At 60.3% G+C, this 14664-nt stretch carries 15 protein-coding genes; 9 read left to right on the top strand and 6 right to left on the bottom strand.

Annotated elements, in window-relative coordinates:
- Positions 1–76 precede the first annotated feature (76 nt).
- Together CKW11_RS12435 and CKW11_RS12430 are read left to right on the top strand one after the other, a co-directional pair.
- Positions 77–1033, top strand: a complete 957-nt coding sequence (locus tag CKW11_RS12435; protein ID WP_095137734.1) for a response regulator — start codon at positions 77–79, stop codon at positions 1031–1033.
- 208 nt (positions 1034–1241) lie between these two features.
- On the top strand, positions 1242–2138 hold the full coding sequence (locus CKW11_RS12430; protein ID WP_095137733.1) for a M23 family metallopeptidase: 897 nt from the start codon (positions 1242–1244) through the stop codon (positions 2136–2138).
- Between the two features lie 113 nt (positions 2139–2251).
- On the opposite strand, the gene CKW11_RS12425 is transcribed toward CKW11_RS12430, so the two are convergent.
- The 3 genes from CKW11_RS12425 to phoB form a co-directional block, all read right to left on the bottom strand.
- Positions 2252–3592, bottom strand: a complete 1341-nt coding sequence (locus CKW11_RS12425) for a hemolysin family protein (RefSeq protein ID WP_007962298.1) — start codon at positions 3590–3592, stop codon at positions 2252–2254.
- A 110-nt stretch (positions 3593–3702) separates the two neighbouring features.
- A complete protein-coding gene (gene phoR / locus CKW11_RS12420; RefSeq protein ID WP_208101382.1) occupies positions 3703–4989 on the bottom strand; it encodes a phosphate regulon sensor histidine kinase PhoR in 1287 nt (428 codons plus the stop codon).
- Between the two features lie 74 nt (positions 4990–5063).
- A complete protein-coding gene (gene phoB / locus CKW11_RS12415; RefSeq protein ID WP_003229608.1) occupies positions 5064–5753 on the bottom strand; it encodes a phosphate regulon transcriptional regulator PhoB in 690 nt (229 codons plus the stop codon).
- A 151-nt stretch (positions 5754–5904) separates the two neighbouring features.
- Here phoB and CKW11_RS12410 point away from each other — a divergent pair, with 151 nt between their 5' ends.
- Entirely contained in the window at positions 5905–6288 is a 384-nt protein-coding gene (locus CKW11_RS12410) for a hypothetical protein (RefSeq protein WP_095137731.1), read from the top strand.
- Positions 6289–6401: 113 nt separating this feature from the next.
- On the opposite strand, the gene ubiA is transcribed toward CKW11_RS12410, so the two are convergent.
- Together ubiA and CKW11_RS12400 are read right to left on the bottom strand one after the other, a co-directional pair.
- A complete protein-coding gene (ubiA, locus tag CKW11_RS12405; protein WP_095137730.1) occupies positions 6402–7292 on the bottom strand; it encodes a 4-hydroxybenzoate octaprenyltransferase in 891 nt (296 codons plus the stop codon).
- The gene (locus CKW11_RS12400; RefSeq protein WP_095137729.1) at positions 7292–7852 is read right to left on the bottom strand and encodes a chorismate lyase; all 561 of its coding nucleotides are present in this window, start codon (positions 7850–7852) and stop codon (positions 7292–7294) included. Before CKW11_RS12400 ends, ubiA begins: the two co-directional genes overlap by 1 nt.
- Before the next feature lie 200 nt (positions 7853–8052).
- On the opposite strand from CKW11_RS12400, the gene CKW11_RS12395 reads away from it, so the two are divergent.
- The 3 genes from CKW11_RS12395 to CKW11_RS12385 all read left to right on the top strand — a co-directional run bounded on the left by CKW11_RS12395 (position 8053) and on the right by CKW11_RS12385 (position 9855).
- Positions 8053–8220 carry a rubredoxin gene (locus CKW11_RS12395; RefSeq protein ID WP_064589849.1) on the top strand — a complete coding sequence of 56 codons (168 nt, stop codon included), beginning with the start codon at positions 8053–8055 and terminating at the stop codon, positions 8218–8220.
- A 20-nt stretch (positions 8221–8240) separates the two neighbouring features.
- Positions 8241–9389, top strand: a complete 1149-nt coding sequence (locus CKW11_RS12390; RefSeq protein ID WP_095137728.1) for an NAD(P)/FAD-dependent oxidoreductase — start codon at positions 8241–8243, stop codon at positions 9387–9389.
- A gap of 190 nt (positions 9390–9579) precedes the next feature.
- Entirely contained in the window at positions 9580–9855 is a 276-nt protein-coding gene (locus tag CKW11_RS12385; RefSeq protein WP_003213368.1) for an HU family DNA-binding protein, read from the top strand.
- A 99-nt stretch (positions 9856–9954) separates the two neighbouring features.
- Here the strand turns inward: CKW11_RS12385 and CKW11_RS12380 are convergent, their stop codons facing one another.
- Positions 9955–10308, bottom strand: a complete 354-nt coding sequence (locus CKW11_RS12380) for a hypothetical protein (RefSeq protein WP_095137727.1) — start codon at positions 10306–10308, stop codon at positions 9955–9957.
- A gap of 752 nt (positions 10309–11060) precedes the next feature.
- Between CKW11_RS12380 and tssA the strand changes: the two genes are divergently transcribed.
- From tssA to tssC, 3 genes are read left to right on the top strand one after another with little or no spacing between them, the layout of a single operon-like run.
- The gene (gene tssA / locus CKW11_RS12375; RefSeq protein WP_095137726.1) at positions 11061–12623 is read left to right on the top strand and encodes a type VI secretion system protein TssA; all 1563 of its coding nucleotides are present in this window, start codon (positions 11061–11063) and stop codon (positions 12621–12623) included.
- A 32-nt stretch (positions 12624–12655) separates the two neighbouring features.
- Entirely contained in the window at positions 12656–13159 is a 504-nt protein-coding gene (gene tssB, locus CKW11_RS12370) for a type VI secretion system contractile sheath small subunit (protein ID WP_003229587.1), read from the top strand.
- Between the two features lie 25 nt (positions 13160–13184).
- Entirely contained in the window at positions 13185–14660 is a 1476-nt protein-coding gene (tssC, locus tag CKW11_RS12365) for a type VI secretion system contractile sheath large subunit (protein WP_003229584.1), read from the top strand.
- Positions 14661–14664 lie beyond the last annotated feature (4 nt).

Below are 14664 nucleotides of genomic sequence, written 5' to 3'. Positions count from 1 at the left end.
GGCGTGACTGAAGATTGTTGGCAATGTGCCATCAGTAAAAGCGGTATGCTTGCCGGGATTTTTATAGGGGTGTTGGATGAGCAAGATCAGTGTGTTGGTCGTGGACGACGCTTCGTTCATTCGCGACCTGGTGAAAAAGTGCCTGCGTAATTACTTCCCGGGGATCCGCACCGAGGACGCCGTCAACGGTAAAAAGGCTCAGGCCATGCTGGCCAGGGAAGCGTTCGACCTGGTGCTGTGCGACTGGGAAATGCCGGAAATGTCCGGCCTCGAACTGCTGACCTGGTGCCGCGAGCAGGACAATCTCAAGACCATGCCGTTCGTCATGGTCACCAGCCGTGGCGACAAGGAAAACGTGGTGCAGGCGATCCAGGCCGGCGTTTCCGGCTACGTCAGCAAGCCGTTCACCAACGAGCAACTGCTGACCAAGGTCAAACAGGCGCTGAACAAGGTCGGCAAGCTCGACACCTTGATGAACAGCGCACCGACCAAGATGAATTCGGCATTCGGCAATGACTCCCTGAGTGCGCTGACCGGCGGCAAGCCTGCCGTGGTCGGTGGCGCGCCGGCCGCCGCTGCGGTCAATCCGTTCGCCAAGCCAGCCGCTGCTGCTCCGGCGCCTGCTGCTGCGCCGTCGCGTGGTTTGCTCAACAGCCCGCCGGTCCAGGCCCCGGCTGCCTCGAAAGCACCGGCCGGTGGCCGTGGTCAGGGTCAGTTGCGCCTGCCGAGCGGCACCCAGCAATGCGTGATCAAGGCCCTGAGCATCAAGGAAGCGCTGTTGGTGGTGAAACGCACCGACACCCTGCCGCAGATCCTCGACAGCGCCGTGCTCGACCTGGAGCAGGGCGACAACGCCGAAATCGCCCGCCTCAATGGCTACCTGCACGCCATCGTTGCCCACGAACAGAAAGCCGACAGCGACTGGCTGCAACTGACTTTCCGTTTCGTCGACCAGGATGCGCAGAAGCTCGACTACATCTCCCGCCTGATTGCCCGCGGCACGGCGCAGAAGCACTTCGTTCCGGGCGCTTGATCTTCGTCGCCTGATACACCGCCTTCGCGAGCAAGCCCGCTCCCACCTTGAAACGCATTTCAAAGGTGGGAGCGGGCTTGCTCGCGAAGGGGCCATCACTTACGACATCGATTTCCCAGACCGCCCAATTTGAAACATCTGTCGACTAGCCTGGTCTGCTTCACCTGCTAGGCTCATTTCCAGGCCTTCCTTCGACAGACTTTTGCCCATGCTCGCGCGCCTGCTGTTTTTCTGTGGTCTTTTCCTGGCCTCCACCTCGACTGTGGCCATGACCATCTACAAATCCACCGATGCCAACGGCGTGGTGTCGTACAGCGACCGACCGAGCAAAGGCTCACAGGTGTTCGTGTTTCAGGACCGCATGGTCGAACACCTTGAGCGCCAGGTGTATCTCGATATCAAGAAGCAGAAGGGCACCGACGTGGTGTTCGTACGCAACGATCTGTATGCGCCGGTGGAGATTGCGCTGGCGTTTACCGGCCTGAGCAATGTGCGTGGTGCTCCGGCGCAGACGATTCGCCGGGTGCTGCCGGCGCGCAGCAATACGCGGTTGGCGCTGCTGACGGCGATCAGCCGTGGTCAGCCGCTGGTGTATTCACCGCAATTCCAGTATTCGCTGGGCGATCCCGCAGGCGCTGCGCAGAGCTATCGCTATCCGCTGCCCTGGCGGGGCGGGCCGTTCCGTCTGAGTCAGGGCGCAAACGGGCAGTACAGCCACTATGGGCCGAAGAACCGGTATGCGATGGACATCGCCATGCCGGTCGGCACGCCGATCATTGCCGCACGGGCCGGAGTAGTGGTGAAAACCGAAAACTCACAGAGCGGGCGCGGCAATGATGCGTCCGGCAACTTCGTCCGGGTGCTGCATGACGACGGCACGATGGGCGTGTATCTGCACCTCAAGCAAGGTTCGGTGAGCGTGCGCGAGGGGCAGCGGGTGAAGGTCGGCAGCCCGCTGGCGCTGTCGGGCAATACCGGCAACAGCAGCGGCCCGCACCTGCACTTTGTGGTGCAGCGCAATACGGGGCAGGGGCTGGTGTCGATTCCGTATCAGTTCAACCAGCCGCTGGGGGCGTTGCCCAACTTTGCGTTGGGCAAACAGTGATGGGGTGTCTGATCTGACGCCTTCGCGAGCAAGCTCGCTCCCACAGGTCTTGCATCGTACTCGTGGGAGCGAGCTTGCTCGCGAAGGGATCGACTGGGTTTGGGATCAGCCCATCAATCCAGCATCAACACCTTCGCCAGCACAATCTTCGGCCCTTTCATCTTCTTGATGATGATCCGCAGGCCTTCGACTTCCAGCACCTCTTCCTCCTCCGGTACCCGTTTCAGGGTCTCGTAGACCAGGCCGGCGAGGGTTTCGGCTTCGATGTGATCCAGGTCGATGCCGAGCAGGCGTTCAACCTTGAACAGCGGCGTATCACCACGCACCAGCAGCTTGCCCGGCTGATACGCGAGGATTCCGCGTTCGGCCTTGCGGTGTTCGTCCTGGATGTCGCCGACCAGCACTTCCAGCACGTCTTCCATGGTCAGGTAGCCGATGATATTGCCGTCGGCCTCTTCAACCACGGCGAAGTGCGAGCCGCCCTTGCGGAACTGCTCCAGCAGCTGCGACAGCGGCATGTGCCGCGATACGCGCTCCAGCGGGCGGGTCAGCTCAGCCAGGTTGAACGACTCGGGAATGTGGTCCAGCGCCGCCAGCTCCAGCAGCAGGTCCTTGATGTGCAGCAGGCCGACGAACTCCTGGCGCTCGCTGTCGTACACCGGGTAACGGCTGAACTTGTGGCGACGGAACATCGCCAGGATTTCTTTCAGCGGTGCGTTGAATTCGAGGGTGATCAGGTCTTCGCGGGAGTTGGCCCAGTCGACCACTTCCAGCTCGCCCATCTCCACTGCCGAGGCCAGCACGCGCATGCCTTGGTCGCTCGGGTCCTGACCACGGCTGGAGTGCAGGATCAGTTTCAGTTCTTCGCGGCTGTAATGGTGTTCGTGGTGCGGGCCGGGCTCGCCTTGGCCGGCGATCCGCAGAATCGCGTTGGCGCTGGCGTTGAGCAGGTAGATCGCCGGGTACATCGCCCAGTAGAACAGGTACAGCGGCACCGCCGTCCACAGCGACAGCAGCTCGGGTTTGCGGATCGCCCACGACTTGGGTGCCAGCTCGCCAACCACAATGTGCAGGTAGGAAATGATGAAGAACGCGGTAAAGAACGAAATGCCTTTGACCACTTCCGGCGACTGCACGCCGACCGCGCTCAGCAGCGGCTCGAGCAGGTGCGCGAACGCCGGCTCACCGACCCAGCCCAGACCGAGGGAGGCGAGGGTGATACCGAGCTGACACGCCGAGAGGTACGCATCGAGCTGACTGTGTACGGTGCGCAGAATATGCCCGCGCCAGCCGTTCTTGTCGGCGATGGCCTCGACCCGGGTTGAGCGCAGTTTGACCATGGCGAATTCCGCCGCAACGAAGAAGCCGTTGAGCAAAACCAGGATCAGAGCGAAAAGAATCATGCCGAAATCGGCGAAAATCGTAGCGAGGGACAAGCCAGGGGAAGGGTCCATGATGGAGTTTTGCGGGTTCCGTGTGATTCAAAAGAGAGAAAAGTCGCGCCTGAAAGGCAGGCGCAAGTCAGCCAATGTAGCGGCTGACCTGGCGATTGCCTAGTGCGACATTACTCAGCGGTGCTGATCGCCCGTGCGCTGGCCACTTGCGCCGGAGCGAAATGACAGGTGAATGTGCTGCCGTGACCGGGCACGCTGCTGATCTCCATGCGCGCGCGATGGCGCAGCAACACATGCTTGACGATTGCCAGACCCAGGCCAGTGCCGCCGGTGTTGGAGTTGCGGCTGGAGTCGACGCGGTAGAAGCGTTCGGTCAGGCGCGGCAGGTGCTTGCTGTCGATGCCGATCCCCGAATCCTGCACGCTCAGGTGCGCGCCTTGCTCGTCGCCCCACCAGCGAATGCGGATGTTGCCTTCGGCCGGCGTGTATTTCACCGCGTTGAACACCAGGTTGGAGAAGGCACTGCGCAGCTCCGCCTCGCTGCCCTTGAGCAGGATCTTGCCGTCGGCTTCGAGGGTGATTTTCTGGTTTTTCTGCCCGGACAACTGCTGGGCGTCGCTCTTGATCGATTGCAGCAGGGTATCGATCTGCACCGGCTGGTTATCTGACGGGTAGTCGGTGGCTTCCAGCTTCGCCAGCAGCAGCAGGTCATTGAGCAGCGTCTGCATGCGCCCGCCCTGTTGCTGCATCTGCTGCAGCGCGCGGCTCCAGCGCGGGTTCACCTCCTCGACGTTGTCGAGCAGGGTTTCCAGGTAGCCGCAGATCACCGTCAGCGGCGTGCGCAGTTCGTGGGAGACGTTGGCGATGAAGTCTTTGCGCATCTGTTCCAGTTGATGGATGCGCGTGACGTCGCGCACCAGCATCAAGTGCTCGTTGTTGCCGTAGCGGGTCAGATACAGCTGAATGCGCACCCGATCATTGGTCGGCGAGGGGATTTCCAGCGGTTCGGCGTAGCTGTCCTGCTCGAAGTACTCCTTGAAGCGCGGATGGCGTACCAGGTTGGTCACCGGTTGGCCGCTGTCCTGCGGGGTCTTGAGGCCGAGCAGGGTTTCGGCGGCGCGGTTCCACCATTCCAGGTTGCCGTCGCTGTCGAGCATGATCACCGCGTCTTTCAGCGCAGCGGTGGACTCCTGCACCCGGTCGATCACCGCTTGCAGGCGCCCGCGTACCCGTTGGTCGCGGCGTTGCAGGTGGTAGATGCTGTCGAACACCTCGCCCCACAGACCGTAACCGTCGGGCGGTGCTTCATCGGGTTGGTGCAGGCGCAGCCATTCGTGCAGACGCAGCAGTTGCTTGAGCGTCCAGGCCAGGTAAATACCCAGGCCGGCAGCGAGGCTCCAGCCGTAGTAGCCGGTGATCAGGCCAATCACCAGACACGCTGTGACCAGCAACAGCATGTGGCGAATCAGGGTGCCATGCCAGTTTTGATTCACGGAAATTACGGTCCTTGTCAGCGAGTCTGGCGGTCGGATCAGGCCTTGGTGGAAAACCGGTAGCCGGTGCCGCGCACGGTTTGTACCAGATTTTCGTAAGCATCGCCGAGGGCCTTGCGCAGGCGTCGGATGTGCACGTCGACGGTGCGCTCTTCAACATAGACGTTGCCGCCCCAGACCTGATCCAGCAACTGCCCGCGAGTGTAGGCGCGCTCCTGGTGGGTCATGAAAAATTGCAGCAGACGGTATTCGGTCGGGCCCATTTCGGCCGGACGGCCGTCGATGGTCACGCGGTGGCTGATCGGGTCGAGCAACAGGCCGCCGACTTCGATCGGCGCTTCGCCATCGGTCGGGCCGGCGCGGCGCAGCACAGCCTTGAGGCGTGCGACCAGTTCGCGTGGGGAAAACGGTTTGGTGATGTAGTCGTCGGCGCCGACTTCAAGACCCTGGATCTTGTTGTCCTCTTCGCCCTTGGCGGTGAGCATGATGATCGGGATGTCCCCGGTTAGCTCATCACGCTTGAGGCGGCGGGCCAGTTCAATGCCGGAGGTGCCTGGCAGCATCCAGTCAAGCAGGATCAGGTCCGGTTTGCGATCAACGATGATGGCGTGTGCCTGCTGCGAGTTCTCCGCCTCGAGGCAGTCATAGCCGGCCATTTCCAACGCAACGGCGATCATTTCGCGAATGGGCGCTTCGTCGTCGACGATCAGAATGCTCCTGCCAACCATGCCTTAATCCTCTTGTCATTTAACTGTCTTGCGCCGCATTAGATAACGGAATTATTGCAGTCGTGTGACAGTATTTTAGTCGCCCGGCGGTTGGCGTGATCCTGGACTAAGCTCTAAGTCCGAATCCTGACAACCACAAAAGAAGGTTTCCATGACTCAAATGACTGTTTCTTTGAAAGCCCTGCTGATGGCTGCGGCCCTGACTCTGCCTGGATTTGCGCTGGCTGCTGATCCTGCGATGGAGAAGGACGGCATGTACACCGACCAAAAGGGCATGACCCTGTATACCTTCGCCAAGGACTCGGGCGGCAAGTCGATGTGCAACGACAAATGCGCAACGAACTGGCCGCCGTTGATGGCGACCGCGGGTGACAAGTCGATGGGTGACTGGACTGTCATCAAACGCGACGACGGCACGATGCAATGGGCCTACCAAGGCATGCCGCTGTACACCTTCGTGATGGACAAGAAAGCCGGTGACATGACCGGTGACGGCAAAATGGACGGTGCCTGGAAAGTCGCCAAGGCCAAGTAAGCGCAAATCCCCTGTTGGAGCGGGCTTGCTCGCGAAAGCGGTGTGTCAGTAGACAATGATGGTGACTGATACGACGCCTTCGCGAGCAAGCCCGCTCCCACAGGTTCTAATCTTCAGCGCAATGCGTAATCCAGCACTATTCCGACGAAAATCGCCAACCCCGCCCAGTGGTTGTGCAGAAACGCCTTGAAGCAACGCATGCGGTCGCGATCACGGGTGTACCAGAATTCCCACGCGTAGCATCCAGCGGCCACCAGCAGGCCGAGATGGAACCACACGCCCAGCTCGAACTTCGACCCGGCCAGCAACAGGCAGCCCAATGACAGCGCCTGCAACGTCAGGATGATCACCCGATCCGCCTCGCCAAACAGAATCGCCGTGGATTTCACGCCGATCTTCAAGTCGTCATCACGGTCGGTCATCGCGTAATAGGTGTCGTAACCCACCGTCCACAGCAGATTGGCGATCCACAGCAGCCACGCCGCCGCCGGCAGCTCACCGGTCTCGGCGGTGAACGCCATCGGCATGCCCCACGAGAACGCGGCGCCCAGCACCACTTGCGGGTAATAGGTGTAGCGCTTCATGAACGGATAAGTGAACGCCAATGCCAGACCGCCGAGCGACAGCCAGATCGTCGGTGCATTGGTGCACAGCACCAGCAGGAAACTCACGCCCATCAGCAGCGCGAAGAACACCAGCGCCTCTTTCGAACTGATCTTGCCGCTGGCCAGCGGTCGTTGCGCGGTGCGTTTGACGTGGCCGTCGACCTTGCGATCGGCCCAGTCGTTGATCACGCAACCACCGGCGCGGGTCAGCACTACGCCGAGCACGAAAATCACGATATTGGCCAGCGAAGGCGAGCCCTTGCCGGCAATCCACAAAGCCCACAACGTCGGCCACAGCAGCAGGTAAATACCGATCGGCTTGTCCATGCGCGTCAGCTGAATGAAATCCCAGGCGCGTGGATTCAAGCGGTTCAGGGACTTGAGCAGACTCTGGTACATCAGCAGATCTCCGGATGGGCGCGGGCGGCAATCCACAGGCTTGGCAGGAAGATTTCCGCGACCAATACGCTCAGTGCGCCACGGTCGAAACGCGAACGTCGGCCCCACAGCTCGGGCGCTTTTACGTCTGGCGGCAACCATTGTTCAGGGTAGTGACAAACTTCGAGGGCACGACGCTGGAAGGCCTGGTCGCAAAACAGCAGTTCGCCCAGCGAGCGGCTGCCCAGTTCGTCCATGTGCAGACCATCGCCCTGCAGGGCGGCGCGCGACGCCACGCTACGGGCGAACACCCAAGCCTCGCCGTGACCGCGCAGATACACCTCGCGCACCCAGCCTTCGCTGCCTTCGGCCAGATCCAGCGCCGCGCATTCGTCACTGCGCAGAGTGTCCCAGCCTTCGAACAACGGTGTGACGCTGAAGCCGTCATTCGACAGCCGGGTCAGGCGGCGGGTCAGCGAGCCTTCGTCGAACAACCAGTTCAGGGTCAACGAATCGGGAAGTGTCGTCAGTCGGCTTTGAGTCAGCCAGAGCGGGGTCGGGCAGGCATTTGAATGTTGCACAATGAGTCATTATTGGCCGCAAATGAGGCGGCGAGCTTAACATGGCGTGCTGCGAATTTGATTGATCGGGGTCGCCGTTGCGCCGAACAGGCTTGCATCTGCCCGGCACCCTCAGTACAAAACGCCCTGAGCCGGACGGCAGCGCAACCACCATCGACCGTCCGCGCCGACAAAAGCCTGAATCCTGAGGAAGTACCTGAATGAAAAAGTGGCAATGCATCGTCTGCGGCCTGATCTACAACGAAGCCGACGGTTGGCCGGACGACGGCATCGCGCCAGGCACCGCTTGGCAGGACGTGCCGGAAGACTGGCTGTGCCCGGACTGCGGCGTCGGAAAGATGGACTTCGAAATGATCGAAATCAACTGAGAAAAACCAAGGAGTAAGGCATGAACGCACCTGTCGTAATCGTCGGCACCGGGCTTGCGGGTTACAACCTGGCCCGCGAGTTTCGCAAACTCGATGGCGAAACCCCGCTGCTGCTGATTACCGCCGATGACGGGCGCTCTTACTCCAAACCGATGCTCTCCACCGGTTTCGGCAAGAACAAAGACGCTGATGGCCTGAGCATGGCCGAACCGGGCGCGATGGCCGAGCAATTGAAGGCCGAAGTGCGCACCCACACGCGCATCAGCGGCATCGACGCCGGCCACAAGCGTCTGTGGATCGGCGAAGAAGCGGTGTACTACCGCGACCTGATCCTCGCCTGGGGCGCGGAAACCGTGCGCGTGCCGATCGAAGGCGATGGCGCGGATTTGGTGTTCCCGATCAACGATCTTGAAGACTACGCGCGCTTTCGTGCAGCCGCCGCGGGCAAGCGCCGCGTATTGCTGCTCGGTGCGGGTCTGATCGGCTGTGAATTCGCCAACGACCTGATCCTTGGCGGCTACGAGGTGCAACTGGTTGCACCGTGCGAGCAAGTGATGCCAATGCTGCTGCATCCGGCCGCTGCGGCCGCCGTGCAAGCCGGGCTGGAAAGCCTGGGCGCGCGTTTCCACCTCGGCCCGGTGCTGACCCGCCTGCAGAAAGTCGCTGACGGTCTGGAAGCGCATCTGTCCGACGGTCAGGTGATTGCCTGCGATGTGGTGGTCTCGGCCATCGGCCTGCGCCCGCGCATCGATCTGGCGGCGGCTGCGGGCGTGCAGGTCAATCGCGGTGTCGTAGTCGACCGCTACCTGAAGACTTCCCACGCCAATATCTACGCCCTGGGCGACTGCGCCGAGGTCGATGGGCTGAATCTGTTGTACGTGATGCCCCTCATGAGCTGTGCGCGTGCGCTGGCACAAACCCTGGCCGGCAATCCGACGACCGTGAGCTACGGCGCGATGCCGATCACGGTGAAAACCCCGGTGTGCCCGTTGGTCGTTTCGCCACCGCCACGGGGCAGCGAAGGCGTCTGGACCGTCGAAGGGCAGGGCGCCGACATCAAGGCTCTGTGTCACAGCGCCGATGGTCAGTTGCTCGGATATGCCCTGACTGGCGCGGCAGTGATGGAAAAACTCGCCCTGAACAAACAGCTTCCGGCCCTGCTGGCGTAAATACCGGTCGTTCTGTCGGAATCACCCCGCTTTTGCCCCCACAAAGGTCGCGGGGAGACTGGCGCCGCCGGTATCCGCGTGCCATTCTCACTCCCGTCTGCCGCAGAGTAGAGCCTGCGGCGCCTTGGGCGCTGTTCCAACGAGAACAGCACGGACATAACAACAAAAAACCGTCAAAGGGGCTTCACTAATGCGTAAACCAGAACTCGCCGCTGCAATCGCTGAAAAAGCGGATCTGACCAAAGAACAGGCCAACCGCGTTCTCAACGCCGTCCTCGAAGAAATCACCGGCGCTCTGCACCGCAAGGACAGCGTCACGCTGGTGGGCTTCGGCACCTTCCTGCAACGCCACCGCGGCGCCCGCACCGGTAAGAACCCGCAAACCGGTGAACCGGTGAAAATCAAGGCCAGCAACACCGTGGCATTCAAGCCAGGCAAGTCGTTGAAAGACAGCGTCAATCCTTAAATTGCGGCGAACTCCCTGAGTAGCGGGGAGAACTGCAATAAAAAATGGGCACACCGATTGCGGTCGGGTGCCCATTTTTTGTGGTTGAAAATCGGCTTGTTAACGCCGGAAGCAGGCCTTGCCGTTGCCGAAATCCACCGCCAGGCAGTTCGGTTCGATCGCCAGTTGCAGATCCTGGAACAGGCCGGACAAATCGCTGTTCGACGCCGGTTTGGTTTCGCTCTTCAGCGTCACGGTGTTGTTTTCCACCCGCCAGTTGCCCTTGGCAAACCCGTCAGCGCTGCCATACGCCACGCCGGCGTCAAACGTGCCGTCCTTGCGCAGCAGCAATTCGGCGCCCATTTCCATTGCACCGGTCAGATAGTAATGACCGTCCAGTGGCGGGGTATCTGCAGAGGCCTGAGCGACGGGTAGCCACATGAGTGCTGCGAACAACAGGGTTTTCAATTCCATGAGGTAAAGCTCCTTGGCGGCTCCGGGTTCAGGAGCCGAATGAGATGCAGGCTTCGGACCGTGGCTCAACAGTCAGTCGGCCTGGTTGACATTGCCGGGCGAAAGGAATTTACCAAGGCAAGCTGGCAACGTGGAAATAAAACGATGTAAGAATTATCCCTGACATTTGTCAGAGTATTTTCGGCGTGGAAGTGTTGCGTAAGTGGTGGAAATGACTGTTGGATCGCACTTCGATAATTATTGAGTTGGCACTGAAGTACAGCATTCACGAGATGAATAAAGTTTCAGAAAAATGAATTGCCATCAAATTGATGGCACTTTTGTTGTTGAGCGTTGTCGCCAGTGAATTGTTTGTAAAATCCAGCGGGTTTTCGGAAGAATCCTACTTCTATTTTTTTCCAGAGTTGTCATGCTGGCCGCCGTGTATTGGGACGAATGTTCGAAGCGATTCGCAAAGGCGGGATCGGGCCGCTCTGGATCAAGGGTTCTGAGGGAACAGGGCAAATGCGGGCAATATAATTCGCCATCAGGGATTCCCCTGCCACATATAGGGCGATCTCCTACACAGCCCAATGAACACTTCGTCTTGTTGTTTAACCAGATGCTTGCTAGTGGCCATCATAGTGATTACGATGCGCCCACTTGAAAGAGCACATCTCAATTGGATGAGTCGCTTCACTGCTCTTCGATACTGTCCCGCGCCGCGGCAACTCCAATAGGCGCATGACTGTAATCCTAATTAAAGGCCATGGATGTCCTACTCAAGCAAACTTTCCGCCCATTACCTCGAACTCGCAAAAGTCTCTGTTTCCAAAGAGAATTTCGCGGGCGAAGACGTTCGTTTTTCGAGCGAATTCGAGGCGCTGGAAAGCGAGCTGGCCAAAGCCTCGTCGATGCACGAAAGCGGGCAGATCGACTGGCTGAAAATCCGTGAAAACAGCGAAAATCTGCTGCGTACCCAATCCAAGGATTTGCGTGTCGGCGCCTGGCTGACCTGGTCGCTGTACCAGCGTGAATCCTTCCCCGGGCTGCTGGCCGGCCTCGGTCTGCTGCACCATCTGTCGGAAAACCACTGGGCCGACGTTCACCCGCTCAAACCGCGCACCCGTGCCGCTGCCATCGGCTGGCTGGTGCCGCGTCTGGAGCAGGTGCTCACTGAAAACATCGCGATCAAGGAACAGCTGCCGATGTTCCGGCAACTGTCCGAGCATCTGGCCGGCCTCGATGCCGCATGCACCGAGCACCTGGGCGATGACGCACCGCTGCTGCTGCCGCTCTCGCGTCGCCTGAAAACCATGATCCAGCGTGCGGCCGACAATCAGCCGGCCCCCGGTGTGGTGGGCGCAGCGGTGGCGCAGGTCAAGCAGGCCGCTAGCCAGCTAATGGCCCCCGGCGCGCCGATCGATAACGAAAAAGACGCTTACAAGGCCCTGCGCGCCCAGCAGGAAAGCGCGCGTCCGTTGTGTGCCTGGTGGCTCAAGCAGAAGGCCACTGACCTGCGCGCCTTGCGTCTGAACCGCACTTTGCTGTGGCTGCCGATCGACGCGGTGCCCGAGCGCAACGCCGAGCAGATCACCGTGCTGCGCGGCCTGCCGGTGGACAAACTCAAGCAGTATCAGGATCGCTTCGATCAGGGCAAATACGCCGACCTGCTGGTGGAACTGGAGGCGAGCCTGGCGAAGGCGCCGTTCTGGTTCGATGGCCAGAGGATGGTCTGGGAATGTCTCCAGAACCTCAACGCCGAGATGGCAATGCGCGAAGTGGAAATCCACTTCGCGCTTTTGGTTCAACGCCTGCCCGGCATCATCGAATGTCGTTTCCATGACGGCGCGCCGTTTGCCGATCCGTCCACCCGGGCGTGGATCGCCGGCAATGTCATGCCGCACCTGCAGAGCGCCAGTGCGCCGCGCAAGGTCGAAACCGACGACGTCGAAACCCAGCCCGCCTGGGAAAAGGCCCTGCAGGAAGTGCTGCCGATGCTGCGCAAGGAAGGCCTGAAGCCTGCCGTGCAGACGCTCAAGCAAGGGCTGCAATCGGCTCACGGTGGACGCGAGCGGTTCTTCTGGCAGTTCGCCCTTGCCCGGCTGTGCTTTATGGCCAAGAAGTACGAACTGGCCAAGAACCAGCTCGAAACCCTCGATCAGACATTACAGGACTCAGGCCTGCACGCCTGGGAGCCCGATCTTGCATTGGAAGTGCTGCATTTACTGCATAGCTGCTGCGAGTTGTTGCCGCAGAACCATGCCGTACGTGAACGCAAGGAAGAGATTTATCGCAGGCTGTGCCACCTCGACCTCGAAGTGGTACTCGAATAGGCCCCAGGGCCACAACCGCAAGGAGAAAAGCCATGGCCAAAGAAGGCTCGGTAGCCCCCAAGGAACGCATCAACGTCACCTTCAAACCCGCCACCGGCGGTGCTCAGGAAGAGATTGAACTGCCGCTGAAGCTGCTGGCAATCGGTGACTACACCCACCGCAAGGACGATCGCAAAATCGAAGATCGCAAGCCGATCAGCATCGACAAGATGACCTTCGACGAAGTGTTGGCCAAGCAAGAGCTGGGTCTGACGCTGAGCGTGCCGAACCGTCTGCAGGAAGATGGCGAGGCCGACGAGCTGGCTGTGCAACTGCGCGTCAATTCGATGAAGGACTTCAACCCGGCCAGCCTGGTCGAGCAAGTGCCTGAGCTGAAAAAACTGATGGAACTGCGCGATGCGCTGGTGGCCCTCAAAGGCCCGCTGGGTAACGCACCTGCGTTCCGTAAAGCGATCGAAGGCGTGCTCGCCGACGACGAATCCCGCGGTCGCGTACTCGGTGAGCTGGGCCTGAACGCCGCAGCCCCGGACGCCTGAGACTCCAGCCAAGGAAGCCAACACAATGAGCACTAGCGCAGCACAAGAGAAGAGCGCCGAAAGCGGCGAGTACAGCATTCTCGACAGCATCATCGCCGAAACCCGTCTGACTCCGGACGACGAAGCCTATGACATCGCCAAGCGTGGCGTTTCGGCGTTCATCGAAGAACTGCTCAAGCCGCAGAACAACGGTGAGCCGGTCAAGAAGGCCATGGTTGACCGCATGATCGCCGAGATCGATGCCAAGCTCAGCCGTCAGATGGACGAGATCCTGCACCACCCGGACTTCCAGGCTCTGGAATCGTCGTGGCGTGGCCTGCAGTTGCTGGTCGACCGCACCAACTTCCGCGAAAACATCAAGATCGAAATCCTCAACGTCTCCAAAGAAGACCTGCTGGACGATTTCGAAGACTCGCCGGAAGTCATGCAGTCGGGCCTGTACAAGCACATCTACACCGCTGAATACGGCCAGTTCGGTGGTCAGCCGGTGGGCGCGATCATCGCCAACTACTTCATGTCCCCAAGCTCGCCGGACGTGAAACTGATGCAGTACGTGGCCAGCGTTTCCTGCATGTCCCACGCGCCGTTCATCGCCGCCGCCGGCCCGAAATTCTTCGGTCTGGAAAGCTTCACCGGCCTGCCGGATCTGAAGGATCTGAAAGACCACTTCGAAGGCCCGCAATTCGCCAAATGGCAGAGCTTCCGTACTTCGGAAGACTCCCGCTACGTCGGTCTGACCGTGCCGCGTTTCCTGCTGCGTAACCCTTACGATCCGGAAGAAAACCCGGTGAAATCGTTCGTGTACAAGGAAACCGTTGCCAACAGCCACGAGCACTACCTGTGGGGCAACACCGCGTTCGCGTTCGGCACCAAGCTGACCGACAGCTTCGCCAAATTCCGTTGGTGCCCGAACATCATCGGCCCACAGAGCGGTGGCGCGGTTGAAGATCTGCCGTTGCACCACTTCGAAAGCATGGGCGAAATCGAAACCAAGATCCCGACCGAGGTTCTGGTTTCCGACCGTCGTGAATACGAACTGGCCGAGGAAGGCTTCATCTCCCTGACCATGCGCAAAGGCTCCGACAACGCGGCGTTCTTCTCCGCCAGCTCGGTGCAGAAGCCGAAGTTCTTCGGCATCAGCGCAGAAGGCAAGGCGGCAGAGCTGAACTACAAGCTCGGCACCCAACTGCCGTACATGATGATCGTCAACCGCCTGGCTCACTACTTGAAAGTGCTGCAGCGCGAGCAACTCGGTTCGTGGAAAGAACGTACCGACCTCGAGCTGGAACTGAACAAGTGGATCCGCCAGTACGTGGCCGACCAGGAAAACCCGAGCGCCGAAGTGCGTGGCCGTCGTCCGCTGCGCGCTGCGCAAGTGATCGTCAGCGACGTTGAAGGCGAGCCGGGCTGGTACCGCGTGAGCTTGAACGTGCGTCCGCACTTCAAGTACATGGGTGCCGATTTCACCCTGTCGCTGGTTGGCAAGCTGGACAAAGAGTAAGAGC

The organism is Pseudomonas sp. Irchel s3a10, assembly GCF_900187525.1.
GTDB lineage: Bacteria > Pseudomonadota > Gammaproteobacteria > Pseudomonadales > Pseudomonadaceae > Aquipseudomonas > Aquipseudomonas koreensis_G.
This window is presented reverse-complemented; position numbering and strand designations above follow the sequence as displayed.